Below are 26499 nucleotides of genomic sequence, written 5' to 3'. Positions count from 1 at the left end.
GGGGTTAACTGCAAACGCTGGAACAATTTGCTGCTTTGCGCCATTAGCCAGAGAAACAACGGCCCGGCAAGACCCGCCAGCAGCCCGAGTGACGCCATCAGAATATATTGAACTAATTGCGGGGCGTTGAGTGCGCGGACGGTATAGAGCAGCGTTTGTTCGTCGTTTAACAAGTGTGTCATCAGCAAGGCACAGACGGCGGCAATCACCACGGGGCCAAGTGAGGCAAGCATCAGGGTGCCAAACAGAATCTCTGCGATAAACAAGCTGCCCGCCAGCGGAGCATGATAGGCGCTTGCCATCCCAGCGGCCGCACCACAGGCGACCCACAACTTCCATTCATCTGAATGTGAGAAACGCTGCGCGAATACGGAGGCAAAAACGGTTGCCAGCAGCACCATCGCCCCTTCACGGCCAATTGCGCTGCCGCTTGCAACCACAATCAGAGAGGCGGCCGATTTGACCAGACTGGCGGAAACATCTAAGCGGCCGTCACCGGTTTCAATCGCTTCCATATAGTCGGTTGGTGCCGAAGGGCGCTGGCGTGTGGCGCGCTGCCATACCCAAAGCAGCGTCCCGGCAAGTAACCCGCCGAGGGCAGGGGTGAGCAGCCTACGCCAGGGCGGTAATGCTGCCGCCGCCGCGACCAGGCTGCCGCTGTGGTCGCCCAAAAACAGGCCTTCAAGAAGATACATCGACTGGCGAAACAGCCAGACCACTATCGCTGAGGCGATGCCAATCCAGACGGCAAATATTAGCCGCCGTAGCATGCCTTTCATGTCAGGGAAGTGGTGTAAGCGGTGCATATCTATCCTTCATACTTCAAGTTGCAGATGCGTTGACTGCGCCCGAACGCCTCAGCCACATAGTCTACTATGCCCCTGGGGACTTTCGGTTTTGTCGCCTTTGTGCAACTCGAATTATTTTGGGTATGTAGAGTGTTTGGCAGCAGTGGTAGGGTGGATAAGCGCAAGCGTCATCCACCGCTCTCAGACTCTTAGAAATAAAGCTCTTTATTGGCAACTGGAATCAGCATCTCTTTGCGCCACTCGGCGAGGGTGCTTTGGGTCAATTCCCCTAATGCCTGATAGAACGGATGTTGGGCATTGGCGATAAACAACTCCAGAAAACGCCCGCTCCACGGCAGAATATGCCAGGCGAGCAGTTCGTCCACTTTTTGCACTAAGCCTTCTTCTGCAAGCCATGCTGCCAGCATCAACAACAACCCGATGTGGTCATCAGGTTCGTTACTTTCTTGCTCGTTGGCGATGTCGTTCTCACGCATCCACTGGCGCAACTCCAGCATCGAGTCACCAAACAGCACATTTTCTTTATCCAGATAAACCGAGCCCCACGGCGAGGCCGGTAATGCGTAAGGGCCAATAAACAAGCGTTGCCAGGCTTCGCTCAGCGACTCTTGTGAATAGCTAAATCCATCGGCCATTTGTTGGGCAATTACCGCCAATTCTTCATGCTGTACTGGCCATTGTTTTACCCATTCAGGGTCTTCAAGTGTGGTGTAAAGTGTGGCGACATCCTGGCTGGTGGGAGCCTGATAATACAGCGCGCCCAGTACTCTTCCTGTCAGGGCGATAGTCGCCAGTCTTTGCGTAGTTTGAGACATCATTCTTTTCCTTGTGGCGCGAGTAAACCCGCGCATTTTGTATCAATTTTTGACGCAACTCGTCAATGGAAGCCCGTTCGCTGGTTTTGCAGCCGGTGCAACGACTGGAATCAAGATAACAACCGTATTGGGTTGTCAGCCGCAATCCCTTACGCCTTTTGGATTTCCACCAGATTGGTATGTTGCGGGTTGCCTTTCGCCAACGGTGAGGGTCGATGAGTGGTTAGCGTGTTGATACATGAACCGTTGTCGACACGGTCGCCACTCATATTGGCTTCGTGCCATGCTCCCTGGCCCATAGCGGTGACACCCGGCATGATGCGTGGTGTCACCTTCGCCAGGATGCGCAACTCGCCGCGACCATTAAACACTCGCACCCTATCACCACTGGCGATACCGCGCGCCTCGGCGTCTATCGGGTTAATCCACACTTCCTGACGGCACGCGGCTTTGAGCACATCAATGTTGCCGTAGCTTGAGTGGGTACGCGCTTTGTAATGGAAGCCAAACAGTTGCAGCGGATAAGTGCTGCGATCCGGGGCATCCCAACCGTCAAAGGTGGAGGCATACACGGGCAGTGGGCTGATGGTTTCGTCTTTTTCTAACTCCCAACTTGCGGCAATTTCTGCCAGTTTGCTGGAGTAGATTTCGATTTTTCCAGAAGGCGTTTTTAATGGGTTCGCATCGGGATCGGTGCGGAAAGCTTTGTATGCGACAAAATGGCCATTCGGATCTTTACGTTTATAAATCCCCATTGCGCGTAGCTCTTCATACGACGGTAATTGCGGGTCTTTTACTCGCATTTTTGCGTACAAAAACTGCAGCCACTGTTCCTGAGTCCGGCCTTCGGTAAATTTCTGGTGGATATCCGGCCCCAAACGACGAGCCACTTCACTGGTAATCCAGTAAATCGGCTTGCGTTCAAATTTCGCTTCGGTGGCAGGCTGCATGAAGATCAGATATCCCATATTCCCGGCGGAATCGTTGGGGATAATGTCCTCTTGTTCGACCGTCATTAAGTCGGGTAGCAGGATGTCAGCGTACTTTGCCGAAGAGGTCATGAAATTCTCGATGACCACAATCATCTCGCACTGGCTGTCATCTTGCAGAATGTCGTGAGTTTTGTTGATGTCGGAATGCTGGTTGGTAAGGGTATTACCCGCGTAGTTCCAGATGAACTTAATCGGCACGTCGAGCTTATCTTTCCCTCGCACACCATCCCGTTTGGCTGTCAATTCCGGGCCGCGTGCAATGGCATCGGTCCAACTGAAGCAGGAAATTTGCGTTTTCACTGGGTTTACCAGCACCGGCATGCGCTCAATGGTGATGGTGTAAGTTGATTCGCGTGCGCCGCTGTTACCGCCATTAATCCCCACGTTTCCGGTCAGAATCGGCAGCATAGCGATGGCGCGTGAAGTCAGTTCACCGTTGGCCTGGCGTTGCGGCCCCCAACCCTGAGCGATGTACGCCGGTTTGGTACTGCCAATTTCACGGGCAAGCTTAATGATTTTATCCACCGGAATACCGGTAATCGCTGACGCCCAAAGCGGGGATTTTTCCACGCCATCGTCACCCAGACCTTGAATATAAGCTTTGTAATGACCGTTGACGGGCGCGCCTTCCGGTAGCGTTTTCTCATCGTAACCGACGCAATATTTATCGAGGAATGGCTGGTCAACGAGATTTTCACTAATCAAAACATGGGCGATACCCGCAACCAATGCGGCATCGGTTCCTGGGCGAATCGGGAGCCACTCATCTTCGCGCCCGGCTGCGGTATCCGTATACCGAGGGTCGATAACAATCATTCGCGCATTGGAACGCTCGCGCGCTTGTTCCAGATAATAAGTGATACCGCCGCCGCTCATGCGGGTTTCGGCAGGATTGTTGCCAAACAACACCACCAGTTTACTGTTTTCGATATCTGAAGTGCTGTTGCCGTCATTGGTGCCATAGGTATAAGGCATTGCGCAGGCAATTTGAGCGGTGCTGTAGGTGCCATACTGGCTAAGATATCCACCGTAGCTGTTCATCAGGCGAGCAACCAACGATGCGTTAGGTGAGGAACGCGTGATGTTACCGCCGACAATCCCCGAACTGTAATTAATGTATACCGCTTCGTTGCCGTATTTTTCCACCGTGCCTTTCAAGCTTTTAGTGATGGCATCCAGCGCTTCATCCCATGAGATTCGCTCGAATTTCCCTTCACCACGTTTACCCACACGCTTCATCGGGTAGTTCAGGCGCTCAGGGTGGTTAATCCGGCGGCGAATCGAACGGCCACGCAGGCAAGCGCGAACCTGATGATTGCCGTAGACATCATCGCCCGTGTTATCGGTTTCCACCCAAGTGACTTCATTATCACGCACATGTAAACGCAGCGCACAGCGACTACCGCAGTTTACGGAGCAGGCACCCCAGACCACTTTATCGTCTGCTGACGGGTTAACCGCAGCGCCTGGTGCTGTGGCGGCGGCACGCAAACCAAAGGGCAGGGAGAGACCACTCACAGCCAGAGCCAGCCCGCTGATGGCACTGGTTTTCATCAAATTTCGACGGGTAATACCCTCCGGGCAACACAGGTTCGACATAACTCACTCCTTGATAGGTTATTTCTTGGTTGGAAGTCCGGAACATTGCTTAACCAGCAAATATTATCGACTGAAATGAGTTTTACTCATTTAGGAGACGGTGTTGTTAACACGCGTCAAAGTTAGGGCGTACTTTTGAATGAACGTTTGAATGAACGTTATTGAAGGGATGAGTGAGATAAAACGGGGCGATGGCACCCCGTATGAATGACTACTGAGGCTCACCAGGTGTGCCGTCTTGAGTATTTCCATCGCTTGCGGGAGAGTTACCACTGCTGGTACGCATATACAGTATTTTCTGAGTATCATTAGCACAGTGCCCCACGACCTGTGCATCCGGTTTATCGGACTGGTCATTGGGCACAATCGTTAAACTGAATCCCGATTCCGGGACACCGTTATTAATGATTTTTTGCTGGATGTCGGCCTTAACGGTATCACATGACGTCTGAGCGGCGAGTACCGGAGCGGTTGCGATTAACAGACATGCACCCAGCCAAATCGAGTGTTTCATCATCTCTTCCTTATGTTGGGGATGTTGTATAAGAATAGTACCTGTAGTGTAAAGTGTTGTATTTGCTTATATCATGTTGATACCCATCATCCTTCAAGCCGCAGGGGTGTTGGCCGCAGATGCTCGCCCCAGTCACTTACTCAAGTAAGCGCCTGGGGACTTTCGTCCTGGCCGCCTACCTGCAACTCGAATGCTAATGGGGATATAATATTTCAAGTCGGGGAAAGGACTTACGTGAAGAAAATCATTATCCTCTGTGCGCTTGCAGCCTCTGTTGCAGGGTGTGACAATCAGAATAAGACGCTCCCTTACACGCCAGAAATGGCAAGTTTCTCCAATGAGTTCGACTTCGATCCTTTACGTGGGCCGGTAAAAGATTTCACCCAAACACTCATCAATCAGAAGGGTGAGGTGATTAAACGTGTGGTCGGGCTGGTGTCGGAAGATGGGTGTTTTAACGAGCTTGAATTTCATGACCTGGAAAATAATACCGGCGCCACACTGGTGCTGAATGCTAACTTTTATATTGATGCCCAAACCAATGAAAGACGCGTCAAACTGCAGGGTAAATGCCAACTGGCGGAATTACCCCAGGCGGCTGTCACTTATGATACCGACGATAAAGGCTTTGTTGTTGCCGCGCACGGTGAAAAGACATCGGTAGTCTATCGCTATGATGCTGACGGTTACCCGTTAGGTAAAACCAGTAAGTCGCATGATGAAACTCTGGTCATTACCGCGAAAATGGGCAGTGACCTCAAGAAAAAACTCGATTACACCTCTGAAAGTACGCTGAATGGCAAATCCATCGCGACTATCAAACAAACCTGTGACTATGACAGTCATTTCAATCCGCAGGAATGCGTGTTGAACATCGCCGATCAAAGCGCTAAACCGGCCAAGGTTGAAACGTACACCATCAAAAATGACATCAATTACTATTGATACCGAACTTCTTGAACGGGTTCGCCAGTTCGGCAAGTTTGATTCAAAGTAAAGTTATCGCCACGTGTTGAAGGAAGCCGGATGAATGGGTTGCAACGTCTGAAAATTGATACTTTTTTGCTGATCATGATAGCTGTGGTGGTCGTGGCTTCGCTCTTTCCCTGTGAAGGCACGGTAAAAACGGCATTTGAATACCTGACCACAGCAGCGATTGCCTTGCTGTTTTTCATGCACGGGGCAAAACTTTCCCGAGATGCGATTGTGGCAGGCATGGGGCACTGGAAACTCCACCTTGTGGTTTTGCTCAGCACCTTCGCGCTCTTTCCACTGTTGGGGCTGGCGATGGCTTTTCTTTCGCCTTCTATCCTTAATCAACCGTTGTACATGGGCTTCTTGTATCTTTGCGCGTTGCCGGCGACGGTGCAGTCGGCAATCGCCTTCACTTCGGTCGCGGGTGGAAATGTTGCCGCGGCGGTGTGTAGTGCCTCCGCATCCAGCATTTTAGGTATTTTCCTGTCACCGATATTAGTGGGTGCACTAATGAATACCCAGGAAGGCACGACTGACACGCTGCATGCGATTGGCAAAATCATTCTGCAACTGATGGTGCCGTTCGTGGTGGGGCATTTGTCGCGTCCACTGATTGGCCGCTGGGTCGATAAACATAAAAAATTGATTAGCATGACGGACCGGTCATCCATTCTGCTGGTGGTGTATGTGGCATTCAGCGAAGCGGTGGTAGAAGGCATTTGGCAGCAGGTTAATGGCACTGCTTTGTTAGCCGTTTTGGGCTGCTCGATTGTGTTACTGGCCATTGTATTGGTTTTCAATACCTGGATTGCGCGATTAATGGGTTTTAACACTGCGGATGAAATCACCATTGTGTTCTGCGGCTCGAAGAAGAGCCTCGCGAACGGTGTGCCGATGGCAAACGTGTTGTTCCCAGCCAGTGCTGTGGGGATGATGGTGCTGCCGCTGATGATATTCCATCAGGTGCAATTGATGGTCTGTGCGGTGCTGGCACAGCGTTATGCACGCAAAACGGCGAAGGAAAAGAGAGCGCTTGAGTCAGTCTCCTGACTCAAGCGTTTAATGAAGGGTGAACATGTTTAAGCCGCGCGAACTTTAGCGATCAGCGCCTGCTTTTCCGCTTCACTCAGGAAGGCAATTTTCAAACCATTCTCTTGCGCGGTACGGATGTGTGCCGCGCTCAAACCCGCTTGCGGGGCGGCTACCGTATATTCATGGATAATATCGATACCCTGGACTGCCGGATCATCGGTATTAATGGTCGCCAGCACACCTTTATTCAGGAAGGTAATCAACGGATGCTTATCCAAAGATGCCACGGTGCTGGTTTGAATATTGGATGTCAGGCAGGATTCAATACCGATGCCGTGTTCAGCCAGAAAGTCCATTAGCGCAGGGTCTTCAACGGCTTTGACACCATGGCCGATACGCTCTGCACCCAGTTCACGAATCGCCTGCCAAATACTCTCAGGACCTGCCGCCTCGCCCGCGTGAACAGTGATATGCCATCCGGCATCACGCGCACGGTTAAAGTGGTTCAGGAACAAACTTCCTGGGAAACCCAGTTCATCACCTGCAAGGTCAAGGGCGGTAATGTTGTCACGATGAGTTAGCAGGGCATCCAACTCCGCTTCACAAGCCGCTTCACCAAACGTACGGCTCATAATACCAATCAAACGTGCCTCGACACCAAAATCGCGGCAGCCCTGGCGAACACCTTCAATCACCGCTTCTACGACACCGGCGACCGGCAAGTTATGCGTCATCGCCATGTATCCCGGTGAGAAGCGCAGCTCCACATAATGCAGGCCGTTGCGCGCCGCATCTTCAATATTTTCCCACGCCACACGGCGGCAGGCATCAAGAGAGGCCAGGACTTTCACGCCCCAGTCGAGTTTTTGCAAGAAACTGACCAAGTCAGGCGCGGTTTCCACGACTTGTACATGAGGGCGAAGTGCTTCAAGAGAATCAGCCGGGAGCGGCAAATTAAACTGGCGGCCTAGATCGAGGATAGTTTGTGCACGAATATTACCATCAAGATGGCGGTGCAAATCGGTTAACGGCAAGGTGGTATCAATCATGGTCGCACTCTTTTATAGATTTAAGTGCGATAGATTATAAATGTTATGCACTGACAGTGCGAAATCTTCACATTTGTTTTAAAAAACAATTTTTTATATTGATGCTGATTTTAGTGATCTCCTTCGTGTGCAGAATTTGTGTCATTGATAGAAAAATGGAGTCAATTTTCTTCGAGTGCAGACCTTTTAGCCTCGTGAGGGAATCCATCACCGTTGTTAAAAGAGCTTCACTGTTTTGGTGAATGGTGCGTCGGGTTGATGGATGATCTATGCATATCGTTATGTTATTTAATGGGTTTTATTTTTAAAAATGCAAGCGAGACGGCTATGTGCTAGTTTTAATTGTACAAAATTTAATCAGCTTGCGGGTGGGTTATGCAGAGTAGGGAGGATCGTGATCATCTCATTGGCTTGGCTATCGGAGTGGCAGTGGTGACGCTTATAGCAGACGGAAAGGTCATCAATCGTGACAGTATTGTCGATGAGCTGGAGCGGCAGAGGCGCGTGACGGGTAATGTCATCGGGAAAAATGCTAACCGAGATGCAGCTGCTCTGGTCAGAAAAGGACAATAAAAAAAACCGGCACACAGGTGCCGGGATAACAATCAGGATAAAAATGTCTAGCGATTTATCGGATCGCTTTACTTCTCAACAAAGGGTAATTGATGGTTTTTTGGGTGTATATACGGGATCTCTAATTGTTTGGCGCGTATCTCGATGGCCATGTCAGTCATGCAGATTATCGACATGTTAAGCGTGATATAAATCACTTATAGAGTGCAGGGATACTGTCTGTCAGGGCAATAACCCCAGCACGATGATCTAAACGGTCGCGCTCACTATGTATATAATCCACGTGCGCCATAGTGATGCGCTTTATTTTGAGGGTTTACCATGAAGAAGTCTGTATTGATGCTGCTTACCGCCGCTACTCTGATAGCCGCAATACCTGCACAAGCCGCCACCGTGCAGGGAGAACAGCGTCAAGTTGCCCGTGATGTCAAGCAGGGGACTCGCCAGGTGTCGCGCGACATTAAACAAGATTGCCGGGAAGGTGTTGTCGGTAATGCTGATTGCCGCCAGGATCACCGCGAAAATAAACAAGATGGTCGTGATAAAGCCCGTGATATCAAATATTGATAGAGCAAGAGGGTAAGCCCGCAGACCCGTGATGACCGCTCCTGGCATACTGAGAACTTCTAAGCGTGCTAGACGTTATACAAAAAATTCCGGGCAGTGGCGTTCCGATTAGCAGTGATGATTCAAACGTGAAGTGATGTGCCAGGGGAAAGGCTTCCCCTGGCAGCGGTTGCTGTATTATGAATTAGAACCAAATCTCTGACTGAACGCCGAAGTTCCAGTTTCCTCCAGCAGTGAATCCGGTGCTGCCGAAATCGTCGTTAAGCGCGTAATGATCCAGTTCTTTTGACCAGTTCATGTAGGTGGCAAATAAACGAATTTCGGGGCGTGCTTTAATATCGAATACATTGCCGACTTTAAATGTTGGTGCAAAGGTCAGCTTATAAAAATTACCTTGTACGTCCTGATAATCATGAATTGAACCGTCCGAAGAATAGGTTCGACCATTAGGGTCTAAATCCATGTATTGCCAGGAGGCTTCGTAGAGTAAGGCAAAGTTTTGCGTAAGTGCCTGCGAAGCGCGTAGGTTAAATGTCGCCCAATCATAACGATCGCCGTTGCGATAACGGTCCTCGCTATGCTGTGCAATTACCGATGGAGCGAGTTCCCAGTTTTTACTTACCGGTATAATTCCGTAAGAGGCAAAGCGTAAGGATTTTGCATTCTCGGTTAAATCCCCGTCGCTGCCAGGTTGGCGTGCTTCAGCACCCAATCCACCACCATACTGCAGTGCAGTTTCGGAAACACCAGGGGCCAGACCATAGAACTCGGACTTATCATGGTAAGCCAGCATCGCGTAATAGCCATTTTTAGCGGTATTATCGCTGCGTAAAGCGTAGCTTCCGGTCGTTGAGGTATTATCTTTTAAGTCATCATTTCCCTGTGCTGTCATGCCGGTAAACATCAACTGCCAGTTGTTGTAGAAGTTATTGGCGGTAAACATCAGGTTTTGAATGTCATTGTCGTTGTAATTATCGCTGCCAAGATCACCAAAATTACGGCCATAAACGTTAAAATCTGTTTTGAGATTATTCGTCCATTGCACATCATTTATTCCTGCTCCTGTACCACCGAGGAACATAATGTCGCTGTCCGTAAAGTGAATGTCGAAATTATCGCGGTCAAAACGTTTACCGGCCCATAACGTCGCGTGTTCCGCGACACCACCAAAGCTCGGTAAATCACCCATTTCGACATAAATCTGGCGAATGTTGATATGGTGGCTGTCATTATCCTGAACCCATGGGTCAGGGTTATTAGATCCATCAGCAAGCATGGTTTTGAAATGTGCCCATGAGCCGTCATCAAAACTCATTTTTTTATTAAAGCTTAATTCGACGTAATTATCCTTTTCATTGCCGAGACGGCCTACATGCGCGTCACCATTTAATGAGCTAGCCGGTGAAACTCCAGGCCCGCCGCGACCTCCTTTCCCATGCTCATCAATAAGCAAACCTGAACGGGCATAAGCGGAAAACTCAAAGCCATCATCACGTTTGTTTTTTTCAACAGTTTCGATTTGTTGTGTTTGTTTTTCTTGTTTATGTGTTACCTGGGCAAGCTGTTGTTCGGCGGCTATTGTCCGCTTTTCTGCTTTATCTGCCCGCAGCTTTGCCTCACTTGCTTCTTGTTCGGCCAGATTTAATCTCGACTCCAGCAATGCCAACCTTTGTTCTATTGATAATGGGGTTGAAGCCTGTGCTGCGGAGTAATAGCCCAGCCCAAAAAGTGCGCAGAGAACCCCTGCGCTAATCTTTGTGATACGCATTAATTTATTCCTTATAAAAACCAGAGGTATTTTTTAATCAAACTTCCTGATTACATCGCGCGACTCTTATTTAAATTAAATGCAGGATCTGAAGGCGTCCCACTAATACCTGCATCTAAATCTGCACGTATTTTTTCGTAGTGATCATCGAGTCGGTAAAATTTCCCCATCCACAGCATCGAGGCGACTATTAATGCCGCGGGGATATAGAGGTAACAGGCTTTAATGGCGAATAATGCGTCGGCACTTTGTGCATGGTTGGCAACATAGCCGCCCGCGGAAAGCATAATCCCAGTAATTGCACCCGCCCCTGCCATCGCCACTTTTCCAAAGAAACCGTTTATAGAGGTCAATATTCCCGCAGTATTAATACCGGTTTTCCAGACACCGTAATCGACCGGGTCGGCCTGCATCGAGAAATAAATGGCGGTACGTTGCCCAGCACCTAAAGATAGAATAACGGCACCGGCTACCAGACCCATAACGTTAACATCAGAAAATATCATCACCGCCATACCGACTAAATTGATAGTTGAAGCGACAAGATAGACGTGGCGTTTTTTCATTCGTTTTGCCAGCAATGGTACGGTCAGCGTGCCTAATAACGGAACGAAAGTGGATATTCCGGCAATGAGTGCTGTTAATTCGGTATTTCCGACGTAGTAATTAAAGAAGTAAACCAATGCACCCGTCTGGAAGAAAAAGGCACCCCACATCAGGAAAATATTCGTCGCAAACACAATCCATGGTGGATTATTACGCAGACTTGTCCAGGCACGTTTTAACGTCATCGGCTCTGAAGTGATATTAATTTTCTCTTCTACATTGCGAAAACTAATCAGCAAAAAGAAGGTGGCAATCACGCCAAAGACTATCGCGGTATATAAAAAACCGTGCTCCTGATTGCCCTGACCGAGTGTTTTTACCAGAGGTAAAGTGGCGACCGCAACGATCGTCGAACCCAGAGAACCCAGCAAAATACGCACCGTTGAAAGCGTGGTGCGCTCTTTTGACTCACTGGTCAGGAAAGGCAGCATCGCGCAAAACGGGATATTGACAATGGTATAAAGGAACGACAGGCACAAATAGGTGATAAAGGCGTAAATGAGTCGGCCAGTGGTGCCAAAGTCCGGCACGTAGAACGCCAGCACACACAGTAAACCGAACGGCACTGCGCCAATGAGTAAGTATGGGCGGCAGCGACCCCAGCGGGTGCTGGTGTTATCAATCACCAACCCCATTAGCACATCTGCCACGCCATCCACCAAACGTGCCACGAGGAACATCAGGCCAACGTAATAGGCGGGTAGCCCCATCACATCAGTATAAAAGTACATCAGGTACAACGAGATCATTTGCCACACGAGGTTGCAGGACAAGTCTGCAATACCGTAGCCGAAGCGTTGCCGCCATAGAGTTGAGGTAGACATAAGTAGGTTCTCGACGTTGTTGTTTTACAATAGGTATTTTCTAATGAACCACGAAGGAGTACAGCTCCAGGCGTGGCAATAGCTGTTGATGAGTTTGCTGCCATAAGGTGAAAAATCAGGCCTCTTTGGGTCGAAAAGTTCCCAGAAGGTATCGGCTCCGTATTCCACCATGGCACCCCAGTAACGTTTAATCTCTTGAGTGGCTTGCTCTAACTCATTCGTATGCAACAGCGCCGCGACGTAATGATGCATCATGTAGGGCGTGTTCATCTGAATTTCTGGTGGGTGACTTTTTATCCGAGCTAATAGCTGTTGCTGGCTTTCGGGTGTGCCGACATCGGCCAACACCAGCCAGACTTGTGAGGCACAGGATATTTGCCGGGATTCGCCACTGGTGAAAAAGCCGCTTTGCGGGTCCCACAGTTCGTGCAGTGCCGCCGCTTTCAGACGTGAAATTTCATGCTCCAGAAAATGGATTTTCACCGGGTCGTGTAGGCGAGCAAGCGGTAACGCTTTATTCAGGCAGTAGATGAGCACCCCCTGGGATGCCGCCTGTTTGTTGAGGTCCTCGTGCCAATCTATGAATGACCACCAGTCGCTGCTGTCACGCACGATACCGTTTTGCGCAACACGCTCAAGGGCCAGCTCGATTTGCCGCCATGCAACGGGCCAAAGCTCGGCCAACGTTTCGCTGTCATTAGTCACCGCCACATACTCTTGCAGTACATCGACAAAAAACAGCGCGTAATCGAACAGGAAAGTATCATCAGCAATCACCTGCGGCTTGACGAAAATATTGGCTGAGACCATGCCGTCTTCCCGTGTCATTGCGGCAAACAGATAAAGACAGCGTTTTACCAGGTCGTAATTTTTGACGGTGACATCATTCACCAACGCCTGAAGGCGCAAATCCCCGAGCCACAGACGGCGGTCGCGTTTTGGACCATCTTCAAACACGTCGTGCATGCAGTTTTTCAAGGTGTGCACCGCAACGTCATCAATGCGCTTTAGCTGTTGGTCGGCAGTGGTGCTGGGGGGAAGTGCCGCAAGCGACGCGGAGGTAACGGTGTCCAGTTTTAACGCGGTAAAACGCAGTTGGAATTTGCGTGAAAGTGCCACCACGTTAATGCGCAGATATCGGCAGCAATAACGGCGCGGCAGACGCATACGATTCGGCAGTTCGTCCAGATAGCAATCTTGTTGTTGCAGCCAACTGCTGCTCAACCAGCCGCTGTAGTCAGAAAAGGGTTCCACCACTTCAGCGAGCGTTTCGCCAAAGATAAATTGCAAATGGGCAGGCGCATCAGGGGGGCTGCCCACTGATTCACAGGCAAACTCCAGATAACCTACGCAATGCTGACCAAAATCTATAATGACGTGCTCTCCCTGGGCGAAGTCTCGTTGATGGAATTCAGCCGCTGTGTTCACCACATCCGCACGCCAACCGTGAATTTGCAGGCTATCTTGCTGCGCGTTGATAATCACCTGCGGGAAAATGTCCTGATGATAGAGTTCGGGAATAAGCGCCTGCGCTTTGGCCAGAATTTGTGGATGGCGAACCATCTTCAGGTGGCCATTTTGCTGCAATGCCTGTGACATGTTGTGTCCTTAATGATGAAGCAATGACCGGAGTTTAGGGTGGGAGCCTTTATGCCTGCTATTCTCTGGTTGCCAGTAATTGTTAGGACTTGGCATTTTCAGTGGGGTGCTGATGTTGAGGATCACAAACTGTAACATTTGGGTCGTTATTTTTGCTGGGGTGTTTTATTTTGATTGCAAGTGCAGACAGGTTGGTTAGACGTGAGCGTTACGATGAATAAACTAGAAGTCAGTCACTATTTTCCCAATGAGCAAACAAAGCTTTCTCTTTATAGCAGCGACCCGGAAGATAATAACTGCGTACATAGCCACAGCTTTCAGGAACTGGTGATTGTTGAGGAAGGCCATGGCTTGCATGTCATTAACGGGAAGCCGATTTTTATCCAGCAGGGTGATGTATTTTTTATTTGCGAAAATGATGTTCATTTTTACGACGAATTGGGCACATTAAAACTCATCAATATTTTAATTAATCCGAGGGCGGAGTTTGTTTATCTCACCAAAATTGAAGATTTGTTGACCACTATTGCAGGGAATAATGCGGCTAATTATGGCTGGCTTACGCCTGAAACAAAAGCGCATTGCAAACGATTAATCGGTGAGATTTTTCTTGAAGATATGTATTTACCCGCTAATCAGGCATTAAAAGAGTCACTTTTTTTTAATTTAGTGACCAGCATTCTTTATGCTCAATCACAGGCTGAATACAGCAACACACGCTATAAGCTTCATAAACTGCTGAGTCATTTGCAGGAAAACTGTTTTAGCGAAATTGACTGGCAGCAACTGGCGAACCAATTTCATCTGACGCAGCGCACCACTTTTCGCCATATCAAAGAAGTCACCGGACTGACCCCGGAAAATTACCTTCGACGTTTGCGTCTGGTTTCAGCACGCGTAAAGCTTAGAGAGACAGATATGACGGTAACTGAAGTGGCTTTCTTGTGCGGCTTTACCAACAGTAATCATTTCACAACTTCATACAAGAAGGTTTTTGGTGTGACGCCCAGTGCGGAGCGTAAACTGGTGGAATAGAGGAAGTACTGGCAGGTGTAAAAGTCCTATATAGGATGACAGGGCTGGGTCTGCCCGCGCTTGGCAGTAGATCGGTTAAGTCATGAAAGCGGCCTGTACCCAGGCCGCTTTGTCTCGGAAATGATCAACAAGGCCGATTTATCCGGGTCTTGTTCTTATGCTTCACCAGATTGGGCACTGGAGGTGGTACTCCGGGTGAGGAGTCGCTGCGGTTTCAAAAACCAGACGACGATGGCTGCGAAGACGAATGACAGGGCAAATAGCAGATAAAGGTCAGCAGGTTGCCAGTGTGCATCAATCAATCGGCCAGCCACCAATGGCGAGAGAATCGCGCCGGCTCGGCCGATGCCAATTCCCCATCCCATGCCAGTGACGCGCTGGGTGGTGTTGTAGATGGTCGGTGTTAGGGCATAAAGCCCCGCAACACAACCGTTAACAAAGATTCCGATGAGCAGCACCAGGGCGAAGGCCAGGTTCGGTAGGGTAGTGAATTGTACGAAGACGGCCAGGAGCACCGCGTTGACCAAAAGGTAGGCCATCAGCACCAGAGACAGACGGAAGCGCGATGCCAGCAAGCCAATCAGCGATGTGCCGAGAATGCCGCCGACGTTGAGCAGTACACCACCGGTGATCCCCTGTTGGTTCGACAGGCCAGCTGAAACCAGCAGCCTTGGCGTCCAGCTCATGACGAAGTAGAAACCGAACATCACCAGGAAGAAGGCTATCCAGATGAGCAAGGTTGAACGGAGCAGGGTGGGTGAGAAGAGCTCGGCGAAGGTGGCTTTTAGCGGTTTTCGGGCATCCTGGCGCACCTCGGGCAATTGTTTGACGGAAGCAATCGCGACGCGTTGCAACAGATTATTGATACGCTTCAGCGCATTCCGGGGTTGGCGAGACAGCAGGAAAGCCAGGGACTCGGGTAACCAGAGTGCGAGGAGCGGAAGGATTAACAGCGTTGTTATGCCACCGTACAAGAACACCGACCGCCACCCCATGGAAGGGATGATCTGCGCAGCGATTATGCCCCCTATTGTTGCCCCCAGCGCATAGGCCGTGGATTGCAGGCTAATAGCCAGACCGCGCCACTTCTTGTTTGCATACTCCCCAGCAACGACGTAGCTACTTGCCAGGATGCCACCGATACCGAGTCCCGTTATCAAACGCAGCACGCCCAACATCTCGGGGGACGTCGCCCTGGATGATGCCAACATGCCGAGCCCGGCGATGCCAACACATAGCAGGATGAGCGGGCGTCGCCCGAAGCGGTCAGCCCAAGGGGCGATAAACAACGAACCGATCGCCATTCCGACCAGCCCTGCGCTGAGCAGGTAACCAAGGTGAATGCCGCTGAGGCTCCAGTCGGCGGAAATAGAGGCGGCGGTGAATGCCATCACCAATACATCGAAACCATCTAGCATGTTGATCAGAAAGCAGAGCGCAATCACGCCCCACTGGAAACTGACCATAGGTTTTTCGTCCAGCTGTTGTCCGATCGAATGGCTCATGGGATCAGTCTCCGAAGTTGTAGGTCGGGAGGGGGAGTGAACGACGTGCGGCTGAAGCTGCCTCGTTATCCTGGGGATACAGTTTGTACATGTCTATACCTTCGTTTTTTTGGTTTGTGTAGCATGCATAATGCGGTCTTTGCCGCCGCAAATTCCCTGCAGCCATGTGTTTGGTTTCAAGGGTTTGAACAACGCATCCGGACCAAAATGCGCACGTACATCCAGCGGTACGTGCACCGTGTGCTCAAAAAGTGGATTGGCGAAGCTGCTCAATGATTCGGCGGGCGCGATTGGCACCGACATCGACGTGTATATCGATAAGCGGTTTCGCACCAAACCGGCACATGTTCTGGAACTGGGCTTCGATAATTACCTTGTCTTCATCGAAGGTCATTACCGTTTGCTCAACAACCTTGGCCTTGATGGCTTCGGGAGAGCTTTCGGGATTGGTGGCCATGGTCCAGAAGTAGTGACTGGTGGTTTCGGTTTCTGGTGTTACCCCGTGGAATCCGCGCATATGGAAGCCACCGCGATCGGGGTCATCCAGGGCATCGGTACCGGCATCGACCGCACCGGTCCAGATACGCAGATGACTGACGTGAAATTCGATTTCCTGCCAACGGTCCACGGTGCCTTTGAACGGATAAGCGGCCGTGTAAGTTGGGGGGGGAACTGAGTCCGGCATGTGGCGCACGACACGCACGACGTCGCCTTCACTTTCGACATTCATCTGAGCATTCATATGGATGTTGGCATTGCCGCCGATGGTGCGCAGGTGGACATAACCCAGATGACTCAGGTCCATGAGGTTGTCGTGGATTAACTGATAAGGTGCGTTGTAGTGATACACGTTACCGTCGAACAGGTACTTACCACTGCTGTGAACAGGGTAGGTCGGCGGTTCACAATTCGGTTCCGCTTGAGCCTCACTGCCAAACCATATCCAGACGATCTGGTCCTGCTCACGCACGTGATAGGCGGGCACTTTGGCTTTGCTCGGTATCTTGTCCTGGCCCGGGATTTCGATGCACTTCCCAAGCTCATCGAAAACAAGGCCATGGTAACCACACCGAATACCGGATTCTTCTAGCGTGCCGTTCGACAGTGGAAGCGCTCTATGGCAGCAGCGGTCTTCTAGCGCTGCGACCTCGCCGTTAGCTTTACGGAACAGTACGATGGGCTTGTTGAGTAATGTCCGGCCGACGGGTTTGTCCTTCAACTCCCATCCCAGGGCTGCGACGTACCACTGGTTGAGGGGGAAGCTAGGTAAGGCAGGCGCCGAAATGTCTACTCCAAGAGTTTGGCAGGCAGATGTGTTCATGGTGTTCTCCATATTGATGTTGTTGTTTGGGTTCACAAATCAAGAACGAGGCGCGATGATTTGGCGCGCGAGCAGCAGGGGGTAAAACAGTTGTTTGCGGCGTGTTCGGCCACGGTCAGGAACTTGTCCCGATGTTCTGGGGTACCTTCGAGTACGCGGGTTATGCAGGTGCCACAGACGCCTTGCTCGCAGGATGACTCGATCTCTATGCCAGCCTCATCGAGCACTTCGAACACGGTGCGTTCGGCAGGAATCTGAAATACCTGGCCACTGCTCGCCAGTTCAACTTCGAAGGGAACATTGGTGTTGTCATCGACAGGGCCTGCGGTGAAGAATTCCTTATGTACGCGGTCCTGGGGCCAGCCAGCATTCTGCGCAGCATCGAGGATGTAGTTCATGAAACCGGCCGGCCCACAGACATAGAGATGGGTGTCAGCGTCGGGTACTGCCAGCACGGCCGACGCATCCAGCTTCTGTACTTGAGCGCCACTGTCGTCATGAAACTTTATGCGACCGGCGAAAGGCGTTTGAGCCAGCATCGCAACGAACGCCGCACGTTCACTTGATCGAAAGCAGTAGTGCAACTCGAAATCGGCCCCTTGATGTGAAAGCTCATAAGCCATGGCCAGCATAGGCGTGATGCCGATACCACCGCCGAACAGCAGATGTCGGTTGGCTGAGCGTTCAAGCGGGAAAAGGTTGCGCGGAGGGCTGATAGACAGCGTTTGTCCTGACCGTATCTGCTCGTGCATGGCCCTGGATCCACCACGGGAAATCGGGTCCTTGAGCACACTGATAAGGTAGCGATGGCGCTCCAGGGGATCGTTGCACAAGGAATACTGCCGGGTGAGGCCATCGGCAATATGAATGTCGATGTGGGCACCTGCCTTGAAGGCCGGTAGTGCGCCGCCGTCTACAGCACATAATTCGAAACTGCAGATGCCTTCGGCTTCTTGTGCTTTGCGGGTGACGTTGACTTTAAGCATGACTTGTCCCTCCAGACTTAAATGGCTGCTGAAAAAATGCTTGAGTGAGAGCGTTAGATTGAGACGAGTCAGCCGGTCGCAGGCATGTGGGGAGCGATCGTTTGCTTGTTGAGCAAGGCTAATGGGATGACATTGAAAGTGTTCATGACCAAGTCCTTATAATTATTTTCATGTGACAGAGCGACGGCATATCATGCAGGTCATCGCACTTGTCATTCGGTGTAGAAATACTCGTATCATTTAGTTGCGGTGTCAACGAATGCAGCGCAAATATTCAACAAACATTTAACAAATGTTAAACAGATCTCTAATTCAAGGTGTTTGCTCAATGTCCACAGAATCCCAACTGAACCTGGCTCGTTACGTCCCGGCACTACTGAATTTCCTGTCCAACAAGCTCTCTGCTGGGGCCTCACAGTGCTATCGCAAGCATTTCGGTATCGGTGTTGTCGAGTGGCGAATGCTCTCGATGCTCGCCGTGGAAAATGACATCACCGCCAATCGAATTTGTCAGACGATCGGGCTCGACAAGAGTGCGGTCAGCCGTTCACTGCAGTCCCTTGAAGTGGCGGGGCACATAAGTAGCCAGGTGGATTCAAAGGATGCACGACGCAACACCGTCAGCCTGACTGACAGCGGAAAAGCGTTACATGGTCGAGTGTTGAAGGTTGCACTGGAACGAGAGCGACGTCTGCTCAGTGGGCTTTCTGCTTCAGAAGTGGACACCCTTATCGAGTTGTTGGGCCGCTTGCATTCCCAGGTATCCAACGTGAACGATTACGATCCAGTCGATGCTTGACCCGACGCTTGAGTACGGAACAGGCCAACCCGTGTTGGCCTGGTAGAGCGCAATTAAACTTGTTGAGCAGTGAAGGTAATCATGTCTCGTATGACGGCTTGACGATCAAACTGAGCGTCATGGTGGATTTCGCTTTCACCTACGCGCAGTGAGTCTTGCCAGATTCGGTGGCATCGGTCACGGCGGCGAAGATAAAACTGCTCTAATGCGTGTGTGACCTGATTGCTGTGCTGCAATTCTTCCGCCAGCACTATGGCATCTTCAATAGCCATACCCGCACCCTGGCCCAAATGGGGAGTGGTTGCGTGAACAGCGTCACCAATCAATACCACTCGATTGCTATACCAAGGGGCATCAACGAATAACTCTTCCAGCGGTTTATAAACAACTTCTTCGTTATGAGTAATTTGCTCGCGTAATTCACCAATGAGTCCTTCACTGTTTGGCATCCGATTTCGCATTTGTTGTGCCAGTTCATGATGGGCAATATGAGGATTATCGGGTTCACTGGAAGTCACGAACAGATACATCAGATTTTCTGCCAGCGGAACCAGACCACAATTAAAATCCTTGTTGGCAAAACACATCAGATGGTCGACCTGTGCAGGTCTTGGAAAGTTATATCGCCAGACCCCTTGCCCGGTAAAGCGAGGCTGATAACGATCACCATAAATGAATTGGCGCATCTTGGAATAAACACCATCAGCGCCAATAAGGAGATCGTATTCACCGGATGTGCCATCGCTAAACGTTACCTGCACGGCATTCTCATCCTGGGTAAGCGATGCTACGGTTTGCCCGGTTGTAATCTGTGTTCCCAGTTCTTTAGCGGTATCGCAAAGAACCTGATGTAACGCCAGACGCGAGATACCCACATTCGCTGGGAACGCTTCACCAGCGAGGCGCTGCCCCGGGAATTTAGCGAGCTGTTTTCCATCTAGTGTGTGGATTGAAACACTGTCAAACGGCCAGGCAGCATCAAGGTAACGCTCCAGTACACCCAGGCGCTGCATTTCACGCACAACGTTGTTTTGCTGGATGATGCCAACACCGTACACCCGCCAGCTTGGCTGAATTTCAACAAGATCCACTTCGATACCCACTCGCCTCAGGGCGATAGCCGAACACAAACCACCGATCCCACCACCCACGACAAGAACTTTTTTGATAGCCATGCATTTTTCTCTTTTTAGTGCATAAGTAGTTATTGAGCGTAAGTAGGTTTGTCAGAAGGGACTAATCACGAAGCAAGATGATCGCTATCGCAAAAAAAGATATTAGTTGCATGCAAGTTAATTAAAGGTTGCCAATAAGTTAATGTGTCGATCTAGGATAGAGGCATCATTATCATTAGGGTTGTCAAAATGCGCTATCAGCACCTCGATCTCAATTTATTAGTCGCACTCGAAGTTTTACTCGACGAACAAAATATTACCCGTGCCGCAGGGCGATTACATATGACCCAGTCTGCAACCAGTGGGGTCCTCAATCGCCTGCGCAACTATTTTGATGATGACCTCCTGACCCAAGTGGGTCGGAAAATGATGCCCACGCCTTTAGCCATGGAGTTACAGCACCCGGTTCGTGAGATCCTCTTCAAAATTCAGACTTCAATTGCGCGTCGTCCAATTGATGAACCTGCTACCAGCAAGCGTCACTTTCGCATTATGGCCTCCGATTATGTGATAAACATCATGCTTAAAGATGTATTACGCGGTGTGCATCAGCACGCTCCTAATATCACCTTTGAGTTCATTGCGCCTGACCATCAAGCCTCCGGCATGCTTAACAGCGGTGAGTTGGATATTATGATCGCACCTGAGCGATTTATGGTTGCAGAGCAGCCATCAGAGCTTCTGTTTGAAGAACAGTTTGTCTGTGTGGTGTGGGATGAAAACCCTGAAATAGGACATACCCTGACACTTGACGACTGGAAACGCCTTGGTCACATTTCGGTGGCTTTTGGCCGTGAAAGGCGACCAGGTCTTGAGCAAAACTTGTTTTCGGAAGCGGGGCTGAGTCGTCGTCTTGAAGTGGTGGCACATAGCTATCATTCTTTGCCAATGTTGTTATTGGGGACCAGTCGCATCGCCACCATGCACCGACGGCTTGCCGCACAGTACGCCATGTTATTGCCGCTGCGAATTTACCCCGTTCCGGTGGATTTGCCTGTCATGCGCGAATTTATCGGTTGGCATCGTAGTATGAATACCGACCCGATCTTTTCCTGGCTGAAAGAAAAAATTGTGGCCTGCGCCATCTGATTTCCCTCCCACGCCCCAGTTTGCGGGCGTAACCAGGTATCGGCGTCTCTGATACCTGGCATCCTGACACGTGATTAGTCGCAGCTGTCTTCTGTATGTGAGAGTGGCTGTCGTACAGAACGACATGTACAGAGTCGTTTCTGATACATGCGATTGACCGTTGAAGGATAAAAATATGTTTCGCTATTTCCCTAACAACTATGTCTGGAATCTTTCGGTGGACCTGTCCATCGAAATGGGTGCGCGCCTCGGTGAAATTGAGGAGATGTGCGCCCCTTTAATGGCCGCTTCAGAGGCTCCCGATGAACAGGGTACCCGCGCATTTCGGGAAACCTGGTCGAAAATGGCCGATAAACTTTGTGCGCTAGCCCAGGAAGATGAAGCACGTGGTCATCTTTTTTCTGCTGGTGAAAAGTATCTACGGGCTGCCAATTACTACCTCACTTGTGAACGTCTTCAGTCGCAGGGTTCTCCTGGACGCAAAGCGCTATATCAACGCTTTCTGGAGGTATTTTCTCTTGGCTGCCGATACAGCGAAGCCAATTGCCAACGCGTCGAGATCCAATACGAGGGAAAGTTTCTTTCAGCTTTATATGTCCGAGCTGAGGGCAATGTCTCCAAAGCGCCTTTGCTAGTCCAGGTGAATGGGTTGGACTCAACGAAAGAGCTTAAATATCTCGTCGGCCTGCCACAGTGGCTGGCAAAACGTGGTGTCTCATCGCTGATTGTAGATCAACCCGGAACGGGTGAAGCATTGCGTTTATACGATATGAAAGCCCGGTACGACAGTGAGCACTGGGCTTCACGCATCGTTGACTGGTTGGAGTTGCACCCAGAAGTCGACCCCAACCGCATCGGTATGGAAGGTGTTTCATTGGGTGGATATTACTGTCCGCGAGCTGTGGCATTCGAGCCGCGTTTTGCTTGTGGCGTCGTCTGGGGTGCTAACCATGACTGGAGAGATGTACAAAAGCGCCGCCTTGAAAAAGAGGGCAGTTTCCCGGTGCCGCATTATTGGGAACATGTGCGCTGGGTCTGGGGAGGAGAGAATATTGACGATTTTATGCGTATTGCGCAAAACGTTCACCTCGACGGCATCCTTGACCGCATTACCGTGCCATTCCTTGTGACTCACGGAGAAAAAGATTCGCAGATCCCTGTGAAATGGGCGCAACGAACTTATGAACAACTGGTGAATAGCCCGCGGCGTGAACTGAAAATTTTCACCCAGAGGGAAGGTGGCGTTCAACACTCAAGCTTTGATAACTCCATTAATGCGGGTCATTACATCGCCGACTGGGTAGCTGAAGTCCTCGGTGGTCAACTGGCCTCACATGATGAAAAGAGGAGTAAATGATGAAAATTATTGGCCCAGATTATCTGGTTTTTGGTGTTGATGACGTAGAAGGTTGCCGCCAATTTCTGCTGGATTACGGCTTACAGGAAGAGAGTAATCATTATTACTCGGCGCTGGATGGCACAGGTATTGTCCTGCGCGAGCGTAATGATGCGTCACTGCCCGCAGCAATTGAAAGTGGCAGTCAGCTACGCGAAACAGTTTATGGCGTAGCAGATGAAGTAACGCTTGAAAATATTGCAACGGAATTGCGTAAAGACCGTGAAGTCAGTGTTGATGATGACGGAGTCTTACATTGCTTTGATGATATGGGTTTTGCTCTTGGGTTTCGCATCACACAGCGTAAAGCCATTTCGCTTACCGCAGAAAAGGTCAATGCTCCGGGCGATGAATACTGCCGCCCGATAAACCATACCGGTGCCAGTGAACGGATGAGTGCACAACCACGTTCTTTATCCCATGTGGTCTATTTTGTGCCCGATGCCGCCCGAGCTGAGGCGTTTTATAGCCGACTGGGCTTTGTCTGCACAGACCGATTTACCCACGTTGGCCCATTTTTACGCCCAGGTGGCACGCTTGATCATCACACATTGTTCCTGATTCAGGCTCCACCTTTTATGACGGGTATTGAACATTTCACCTTCCATCTCGGAGGGCCAACCGAGCTGATGATGGCGGGCACACGCTTTATTCAAAAAGGTTATCAATCTTTCTGGGGGCCTGGTCGCCATCAGTTGGGATCAAACTGGTTCTGGTATTTCAATAGCCCATTTGGTTGCCACATTGAGTATGACGCCGATATGGATCTACACGATGACGACTGGAAACCGCGTGAATCCATGCCTGGTGCTGATAATTCGCAATATTTCCTTCTGACATCTCGCGAAAAGTGGGCACCAGGCCCTGACGATGCGCACGCCTAAATGAGCCAATCCATTCCGTTATGTCTTGCGGACAGTTTGTGGGAGGGGCAAGCACGTGGTTTCGACCCTGAGAATTGCGGTCAGGTCACGGTGATTGCGTTGCGCTTCAGAGGGGAAATCTTTCTGTGGCGCAACTCTTGCCCACATCTTGGGACACCGATGAACTGGCGGCAGGATGGGTTTATGAATCCTGCTGGCGACAAGCTGGTGTGCTTTGCTCATGGGGCAATTTTCGAACCCGACAGTGGCCTGTGTATTCATGGTGCTTGTCTGGGGCAACGTCTCACTGAACTAAACGGCCATATCGACGCTCAGGGATGGCTGATTCTGACAGAGAGTAACAAGCATGAAACTGGCAACGCGAAATAATGGTGAACGGGATGGTCAGCTAGTTGTCGTGTCCCGGGATTTGCAGACCATGGCTGATGTCGATGACATTGCCGGCACACTTCAATACGCAATTGAGCATTGGGATATCGTCAGTCCAGCGTTGGATGCTCGATACCAGGCACTTAACGATAATAACTGGCCTGCTGCACAACCGTTTGATGCGAAACGGCTATTAGCACCACTGCCCCGCGCATGGCAGTGGCTGGATGGCTCCGCATTTCTAAGCCATGGCGAGCGGATGCAACAGGCGTTTAATTTACCGCCTATCGAAGGTGTTGAGTGTATTCCGTTGATGTATCAGGGCTGCGGTGATGACTTTCTGGCGCCTCATGAGGATATTCCCTGTCGAAATTCTGATGACGGGCTCGATTTTGAAGGCGAGTTTGCCGTACTGGTTGATGAGGTCCCTCAAGGTTGCGGTGCGCAGCAGGCACTCAGTCATATTCGGCTTATTCTGCAACTTAATGACATTAGCCTCCGTGCATTAGCGCCACGCGAAATGAAAACGGGTTTTGGGTTTATTCAGGCTAAGCCATCTTCCTCTTTTGCCCCTGTCGCGGTGACGCCTGATGAATTGGGTGATGCATGGCGGGGAGGGCGCGTGCATCTCCCACTCAACATTACGCGTAATAGCGTGAGTTTTGGTCGTCAACATGGTGGTGAAATGCATTTTCATTTTGGTGAGCTGATTGCTCATGCCGCGATGACACGTCGCTTGTGCCGTGGAACGCTGGTGGGTTCCGGAACTGTATCCGGTCAGGATACGATCGCAGGTGCTAGCTGTATTGCCGAAATCCGGGCGTTGGAAATGATTGCCCATGGTGAGCCTCGTACCCCCTTTTTACAGCCAGGGGAAAAGATTCGCATGGAAGCCTGCACTCAGGATGGTTTACCCCTGTTTGGTGCCATCGAACAACAGGTAGTGATTTTTGAAGAATATGAGGAGTAACTGATGAATCTTTTACAGGGTCGCCGTCTCATCGATCTCTCGGTAACGCTGGACAACAATCCCTGGACGGACCCACCACCACTGCTGCCAAAAATTGAATATATCGATCACCAGCAAGGCTGGCCGGAAATGGCGGCTATGTTTCCCGGACTTGAAAAAAGCCAGATGCCGGGTCAAGAAGCCTGGGCTTCTGAACGACTTCAGGTCACACCGCATAACGGTACGCATATGGATGCGCCCTGGCATTACAGTTCAACAACAAACGGCGGCGAACCTGCTTTTGGAATTGATGAGTTGCCCCTCGAGTGGTGTTTGCGACCTGGCGTGAAGCTTGATTTTCGCGATGTCCCGGATGGTCAAATCATTCAGACTTCTGACCTGAAAAATGAGCTTTTACGAATCGGTTATACCCTCGCACCGCTGGATATCGTGTTAATTAATACCGCAGCAGGCGCGCGTTACGGTCATGAAGATTATCTTCTGCGTGGCTGCGGCATCGGGCGTGACGCGACGCTCTGGTTACTGGAACAGGGTGTGAGAGTTGTCGGAACGGATGCCTGGAGCTGGGATGCACCGTTTAGCTTTACTCGGGAGCGTTTTCAAGAAAGTGGTGATGCATCGCTTATCTGGGAGGGCCATAAAGCGGGGCGCGATATTGCGTATGGCCAGATGGAGAAGCTCAGTAATCTCGATCAATTACCTGATTACGGTTTCTGGGTGAGTTGTTTCCCTTACAAAATCCACCGCGGCTCCGCAGGTTTTACCCGGGCTGTCGCCATAGTGGAGGAGGGTTAACCATGGCCGGGTTGGATAAGCGTGTCGCCAGTTATGAGGCTGCACTGAACGGGTTAACTGATGGCATGACAGTTCTTGCCGGTGGATTTGGACTTTGTGGAATACCTGAGAATCTGATAGCGGAAATTCACCGTCGCCAGGTACGTAACTTAACCATAGTGTCTAACAACTGTGGCATTGACGGCTTTGGTCTTGGGTTGCTACTGGAAAACCGGCAGATTCGTAAAATGATTGCCTCTTATGTCGGGGAAAACGCGTTGTTTGAGAAGCAACTCCTGAGTGGTGATCTGGAGGTTGAACTGACACCTCAAGGCACACTTGCAGAAAAGTTGCGGGCTGGTGGCGCGGGTATTCCCGCGTTTTACACCGCCACAGGCTACGGTACACCAGTAGCAGAAGGCAAAGAAACCCGGCAATTTGGCTCACGCCATTACATTCTGGAACCTGCAATAC

General features: G+C 50.5%; 24 protein-coding genes and 1 pseudogene. 12 read left to right on the top strand and 13 right to left on the bottom strand.

Translation table 11 applies throughout. The features are described from left to right. From VJY99_RS15670 to VJY99_RS15655, 5 genes and pseudogenes are all read right to left on the bottom strand, one after another. On the bottom strand, positions 1-806 hold an 806-nt coding region (locus VJY99_RS15670), incomplete at its 3' end, for a chloride channel protein (RefSeq protein WP_324120086.1). Positions 807-997: 191 nt separating this feature from the next. After that, positions 998-1624, bottom strand: a complete 627-nt coding sequence (gene dmsD / locus VJY99_RS15665) for a Tat proofreading chaperone DmsD (RefSeq protein WP_324120088.1) — start codon at positions 1622-1624, stop codon at positions 998-1000. A gap of 61 nt (positions 1625-1685) precedes the next feature. Beyond that, a pseudogene (locus tag VJY99_RS19680) lies at positions 1686-1763 on the bottom strand (dimethyl sulfoxide reductase subunit B); the annotation flags it as partial. Positions 1764-1773: 10 nt separating this feature from the next. Then, complete coding sequence (gene ynfE / locus VJY99_RS15660) at positions 1774-4215, bottom strand: selenate/tellurate reductase subunit YnfE (RefSeq protein WP_324120084.1); 2442 nt, start codon at positions 4213-4215, stop codon at positions 1774-1776. Between the two features lie 211 nt (positions 4216-4426). Beyond that, positions 4427-4729, bottom strand: coding sequence for a DUF1161 domain-containing protein (locus VJY99_RS15655; RefSeq protein ID WP_324120081.1), 303 nt, complete (start codon positions 4727-4729; stop codon positions 4427-4429). Between the two features lie 234 nt (positions 4730-4963). On the opposite strand from VJY99_RS15655, the gene VJY99_RS15650 reads away from it, so the two are divergent. Both VJY99_RS15650 and VJY99_RS15645 read left to right on the top strand, forming a co-directional pair. Further along, positions 4964-5674 (top strand): YnfC family lipoprotein, encoded by a 711-nt coding sequence (locus tag VJY99_RS15650; protein ID WP_324120079.1) that lies wholly within the window; start codon positions 4964-4966, stop codon positions 5672-5674. Positions 5675-5755: 81 nt separating this feature from the next. Next, positions 5756-6754, top strand: a complete 999-nt coding sequence (locus VJY99_RS15645; RefSeq protein WP_324120077.1) for a bile acid:sodium symporter family protein — start codon at positions 5756-5758, stop codon at positions 6752-6754. Between the two features lie 29 nt (positions 6755-6783). Here the strand turns inward: VJY99_RS15645 and add are convergent, their stop codons facing one another. Then, positions 6784-7785, bottom strand: coding sequence for an adenosine deaminase (gene add / locus VJY99_RS15640; RefSeq protein ID WP_324120075.1), 1002 nt, complete (start codon positions 7783-7785; stop codon positions 6784-6786). An 894-nt stretch (positions 7786-8679) separates the two neighbouring features. On the opposite strand from add, the gene VJY99_RS15635 reads away from it, so the two are divergent. Next, complete coding sequence (locus tag VJY99_RS15635) at positions 8680-8925, top strand: hypothetical protein (RefSeq protein WP_324120073.1); 246 nt, start codon at positions 8680-8682, stop codon at positions 8923-8925. A gap of 184 nt (positions 8926-9109) precedes the next feature. Here VJY99_RS15635 and VJY99_RS15630 read toward each other — a convergent pair whose 3' ends face one another. Genes VJY99_RS15630 through VJY99_RS15620 form a run of 3 tightly spaced genes read right to left on the bottom strand, consistent with a single transcriptional unit; the run spans position 9110 to position 13722 of the window. Further along, complete coding sequence (locus VJY99_RS15630) at positions 9110-10693, bottom strand: carbohydrate porin (RefSeq protein WP_324120071.1); 1584 nt, start codon at positions 10691-10693, stop codon at positions 9110-9112. Positions 10694-10743: 50 nt separating this feature from the next. Further along, positions 10744-12123, bottom strand: a complete 1380-nt coding sequence (locus VJY99_RS15625; RefSeq protein WP_324120069.1) for a glycoside-pentoside-hexuronide (GPH):cation symporter — start codon at positions 12121-12123, stop codon at positions 10744-10746. A gap of 24 nt (positions 12124-12147) precedes the next feature. Beyond that, positions 12148-13722, bottom strand: a complete 1575-nt coding sequence (locus VJY99_RS15620; RefSeq protein WP_324120067.1) for a sugar hydrolase — start codon at positions 13720-13722, stop codon at positions 12148-12150. Positions 13723-13935: 213 nt separating this feature from the next. Between VJY99_RS15620 and VJY99_RS15615 the strand changes: the two genes are divergently transcribed. Continuing rightward, positions 13936-14757, top strand: a complete 822-nt coding sequence (locus tag VJY99_RS15615; protein WP_324120065.1) for a helix-turn-helix domain-containing protein — start codon at positions 13936-13938, stop codon at positions 14755-14757. 155 nt (positions 14758-14912) lie between these two features. Here VJY99_RS15615 and VJY99_RS15610 read toward each other — a convergent pair whose 3' ends face one another. The 3 genes from VJY99_RS15610 to VJY99_RS15600 form a co-directional block, all read right to left on the bottom strand. Then, positions 14913-16262, bottom strand: coding sequence for an MFS transporter (locus VJY99_RS15610; RefSeq protein ID WP_324120062.1), 1350 nt, complete (start codon positions 16260-16262; stop codon positions 14913-14915). A 244-nt stretch (positions 16263-16506) separates the two neighbouring features. Continuing rightward, positions 16507-17583 (bottom strand): aromatic ring-hydroxylating dioxygenase subunit alpha, encoded by a 1077-nt coding sequence (locus VJY99_RS15605; RefSeq protein WP_324120060.1) that lies wholly within the window; start codon positions 17581-17583, stop codon positions 16507-16509. A 32-nt stretch (positions 17584-17615) separates the two neighbouring features. Next, a complete protein-coding gene (locus tag VJY99_RS15600; protein WP_324120058.1) occupies positions 17616-18569 on the bottom strand; it encodes a PDR/VanB family oxidoreductase in 954 nt (317 codons plus the stop codon). 328 nt (positions 18570-18897) lie between these two features. On the opposite strand from VJY99_RS15600, the gene VJY99_RS15595 reads away from it, so the two are divergent. Next, entirely contained in the window at positions 18898-19368 is a 471-nt protein-coding gene (locus VJY99_RS15595) for a MarR family winged helix-turn-helix transcriptional regulator (protein ID WP_324120056.1), read from the top strand. Between the two features lie 53 nt (positions 19369-19421). Here VJY99_RS15595 and VJY99_RS15590 read toward each other — a convergent pair whose 3' ends face one another. Next, on the bottom strand, positions 19422-20543 hold the full coding sequence (locus VJY99_RS15590; protein ID WP_324120054.1) for an FAD-dependent oxidoreductase: 1122 nt from the start codon (positions 20541-20543) through the stop codon (positions 19422-19424). Between the two features lie 189 nt (positions 20544-20732). Between VJY99_RS15590 and VJY99_RS15585 the strand changes: the two genes are divergently transcribed. The 7 genes from VJY99_RS15585 to VJY99_RS15555 form a co-directional block, all read left to right on the top strand. Further along, the gene (locus VJY99_RS15585; protein WP_324120052.1) at positions 20733-21632 is read left to right on the top strand and encodes a LysR family transcriptional regulator; all 900 of its coding nucleotides are present in this window, start codon (positions 20733-20735) and stop codon (positions 21630-21632) included. Between the two features lie 175 nt (positions 21633-21807). Beyond that, a complete protein-coding gene (locus VJY99_RS15580) occupies positions 21808-22989 on the top strand; it encodes an alpha/beta hydrolase family protein (RefSeq protein ID WP_324120050.1) in 1182 nt (393 codons plus the stop codon). Continuing rightward, positions 22986-23912 (top strand): VOC family protein, encoded by a 927-nt coding sequence (locus VJY99_RS15575; RefSeq protein WP_324120048.1) that lies wholly within the window; start codon positions 22986-22988, stop codon positions 23910-23912. The genes VJY99_RS15580 and VJY99_RS15575 overlap by 4 nt, the downstream gene beginning before the upstream one ends. After that, positions 23913-24281 (top strand): Rieske (2Fe-2S) protein, encoded by a 369-nt coding sequence (locus VJY99_RS15570; RefSeq protein WP_324120046.1) that lies wholly within the window; start codon positions 23913-23915, stop codon positions 24279-24281. Further along, positions 24259-25251, top strand: a complete 993-nt coding sequence (locus VJY99_RS15565; RefSeq protein WP_324120044.1) for a fumarylacetoacetate hydrolase family protein — start codon at positions 24259-24261, stop codon at positions 25249-25251. Before VJY99_RS15570 ends, VJY99_RS15565 begins: the two co-directional genes overlap by 23 nt. Next, positions 25252-26046 (top strand): cyclase family protein, encoded by a 795-nt coding sequence (locus VJY99_RS15560; protein WP_349254699.1) that lies wholly within the window; start codon positions 25252-25254, stop codon positions 26044-26046. It abuts the gene before it with no gap. Between the two features lie 2 nt (positions 26047-26048). Continuing rightward, a partial coding sequence (locus VJY99_RS15555) for a 3-oxoacid CoA-transferase subunit A (RefSeq protein ID WP_324120040.1) occupies positions 26049-26499 on the top strand: 451 nt, incomplete at its 3' end.

Source organism: Buttiauxella sp., assembly GCF_035271705.1.
Lineage (GTDB): Bacteria > Pseudomonadota > Gammaproteobacteria > Enterobacterales > Enterobacteriaceae > Buttiauxella.
The sequence above is the reverse complement of the archived record's forward strand: the minus strand, read 5'-3'. Positions and strand labels throughout refer to the sequence as shown.

Bases quoted from the DNA above. Each gene is read 5' to 3' on its own strand.
- dmsD (WP_324120088.1), bottom strand. From the start codon at position 1,624: ATGTCTCAAACTACGCAAAGACTGGCGACTATCGCCCTGACAGGAAGA.
- ynfE (WP_324120084.1), bottom strand. From the start codon at position 4,215: ATGTCGAACCTGTGTTGCCCGGAGGGTATTACCCGTCGAAATTTGATG.
- VJY99_RS15655 (WP_324120081.1), bottom strand. From the start codon at position 4,729: ATGAAACACTCGATTTGGCTGGGTGCATGTCTGTTAATCGCAACCGCT.
- VJY99_RS15645 (WP_324120077.1), top strand. From the start codon at position 5,756: ATGAATGGGTTGCAACGTCTGAAAATTGATACTTTTTTGCTGATCATG.
- add (WP_324120075.1), bottom strand. From the start codon at position 7,785: ATGATTGATACCACCTTGCCGTTAACCGATTTGCACCGCCATCTTGAT.
- VJY99_RS15635 (WP_324120073.1), top strand. From the start codon at position 8,680: ATGAAGAAGTCTGTATTGATGCTGCTTACCGCCGCTACTCTGATAGCC.
- VJY99_RS15630 (WP_324120071.1), bottom strand. From the start codon at position 10,693: ATGCGTATCACAAAGATTAGCGCAGGGGTTCTCTGCGCACTTTTTGGG.
- VJY99_RS15625 (WP_324120069.1), bottom strand. From the start codon at position 12,123: ATGTCTACCTCAACTCTATGGCGGCAACGCTTCGGCTACGGTATTGCA.
- VJY99_RS15620 (WP_324120067.1), bottom strand. From the start codon at position 13,722: ATGTCACAGGCATTGCAGCAAAATGGCCACCTGAAGATGGTTCGCCAT.
- VJY99_RS15615 (WP_324120065.1), top strand. From the start codon at position 13,936: ATGAATAAACTAGAAGTCAGTCACTATTTTCCCAATGAGCAAACAAAG.
- VJY99_RS15610 (WP_324120062.1), bottom strand. From the start codon at position 16,262: ATGAGCCATTCGATCGGACAACAGCTGGACGAAAAACCTATGGTCAGT.
- VJY99_RS15605 (WP_324120060.1), bottom strand. From the start codon at position 17,583: ATGAACACATCTGCCTGCCAAACTCTTGGAGTAGACATTTCGGCGCCT.
- VJY99_RS15600 (WP_324120058.1), bottom strand. From the start codon at position 18,569: ATGCTTAAAGTCAACGTCACCCGCAAAGCACAAGAAGCCGAAGGCATC.
- VJY99_RS15595 (WP_324120056.1), top strand. From the start codon at position 18,898: ATGTCCACAGAATCCCAACTGAACCTGGCTCGTTACGTCCCGGCACTA.
- VJY99_RS15590 (WP_324120054.1), bottom strand. From the start codon at position 20,543: ATGGCTATCAAAAAAGTTCTTGTCGTGGGTGGTGGGATCGGTGGTTTG.
- VJY99_RS15585 (WP_324120052.1), top strand. From the start codon at position 20,733: ATGCGCTATCAGCACCTCGATCTCAATTTATTAGTCGCACTCGAAGTT.
- VJY99_RS15580 (WP_324120050.1), top strand. From the start codon at position 21,808: ATGTTTCGCTATTTCCCTAACAACTATGTCTGGAATCTTTCGGTGGAC.
- VJY99_RS15575 (WP_324120048.1), top strand. From the start codon at position 22,986: ATGATGAAAATTATTGGCCCAGATTATCTGGTTTTTGGTGTTGATGAC.
- VJY99_RS15570 (WP_324120046.1), top strand. From the start codon at position 23,913: ATGAGCCAATCCATTCCGTTATGTCTTGCGGACAGTTTGTGGGAGGGG.
- VJY99_RS15565 (WP_324120044.1), top strand. From the start codon at position 24,259: ATGAAACTGGCAACGCGAAATAATGGTGAACGGGATGGTCAGCTAGTT.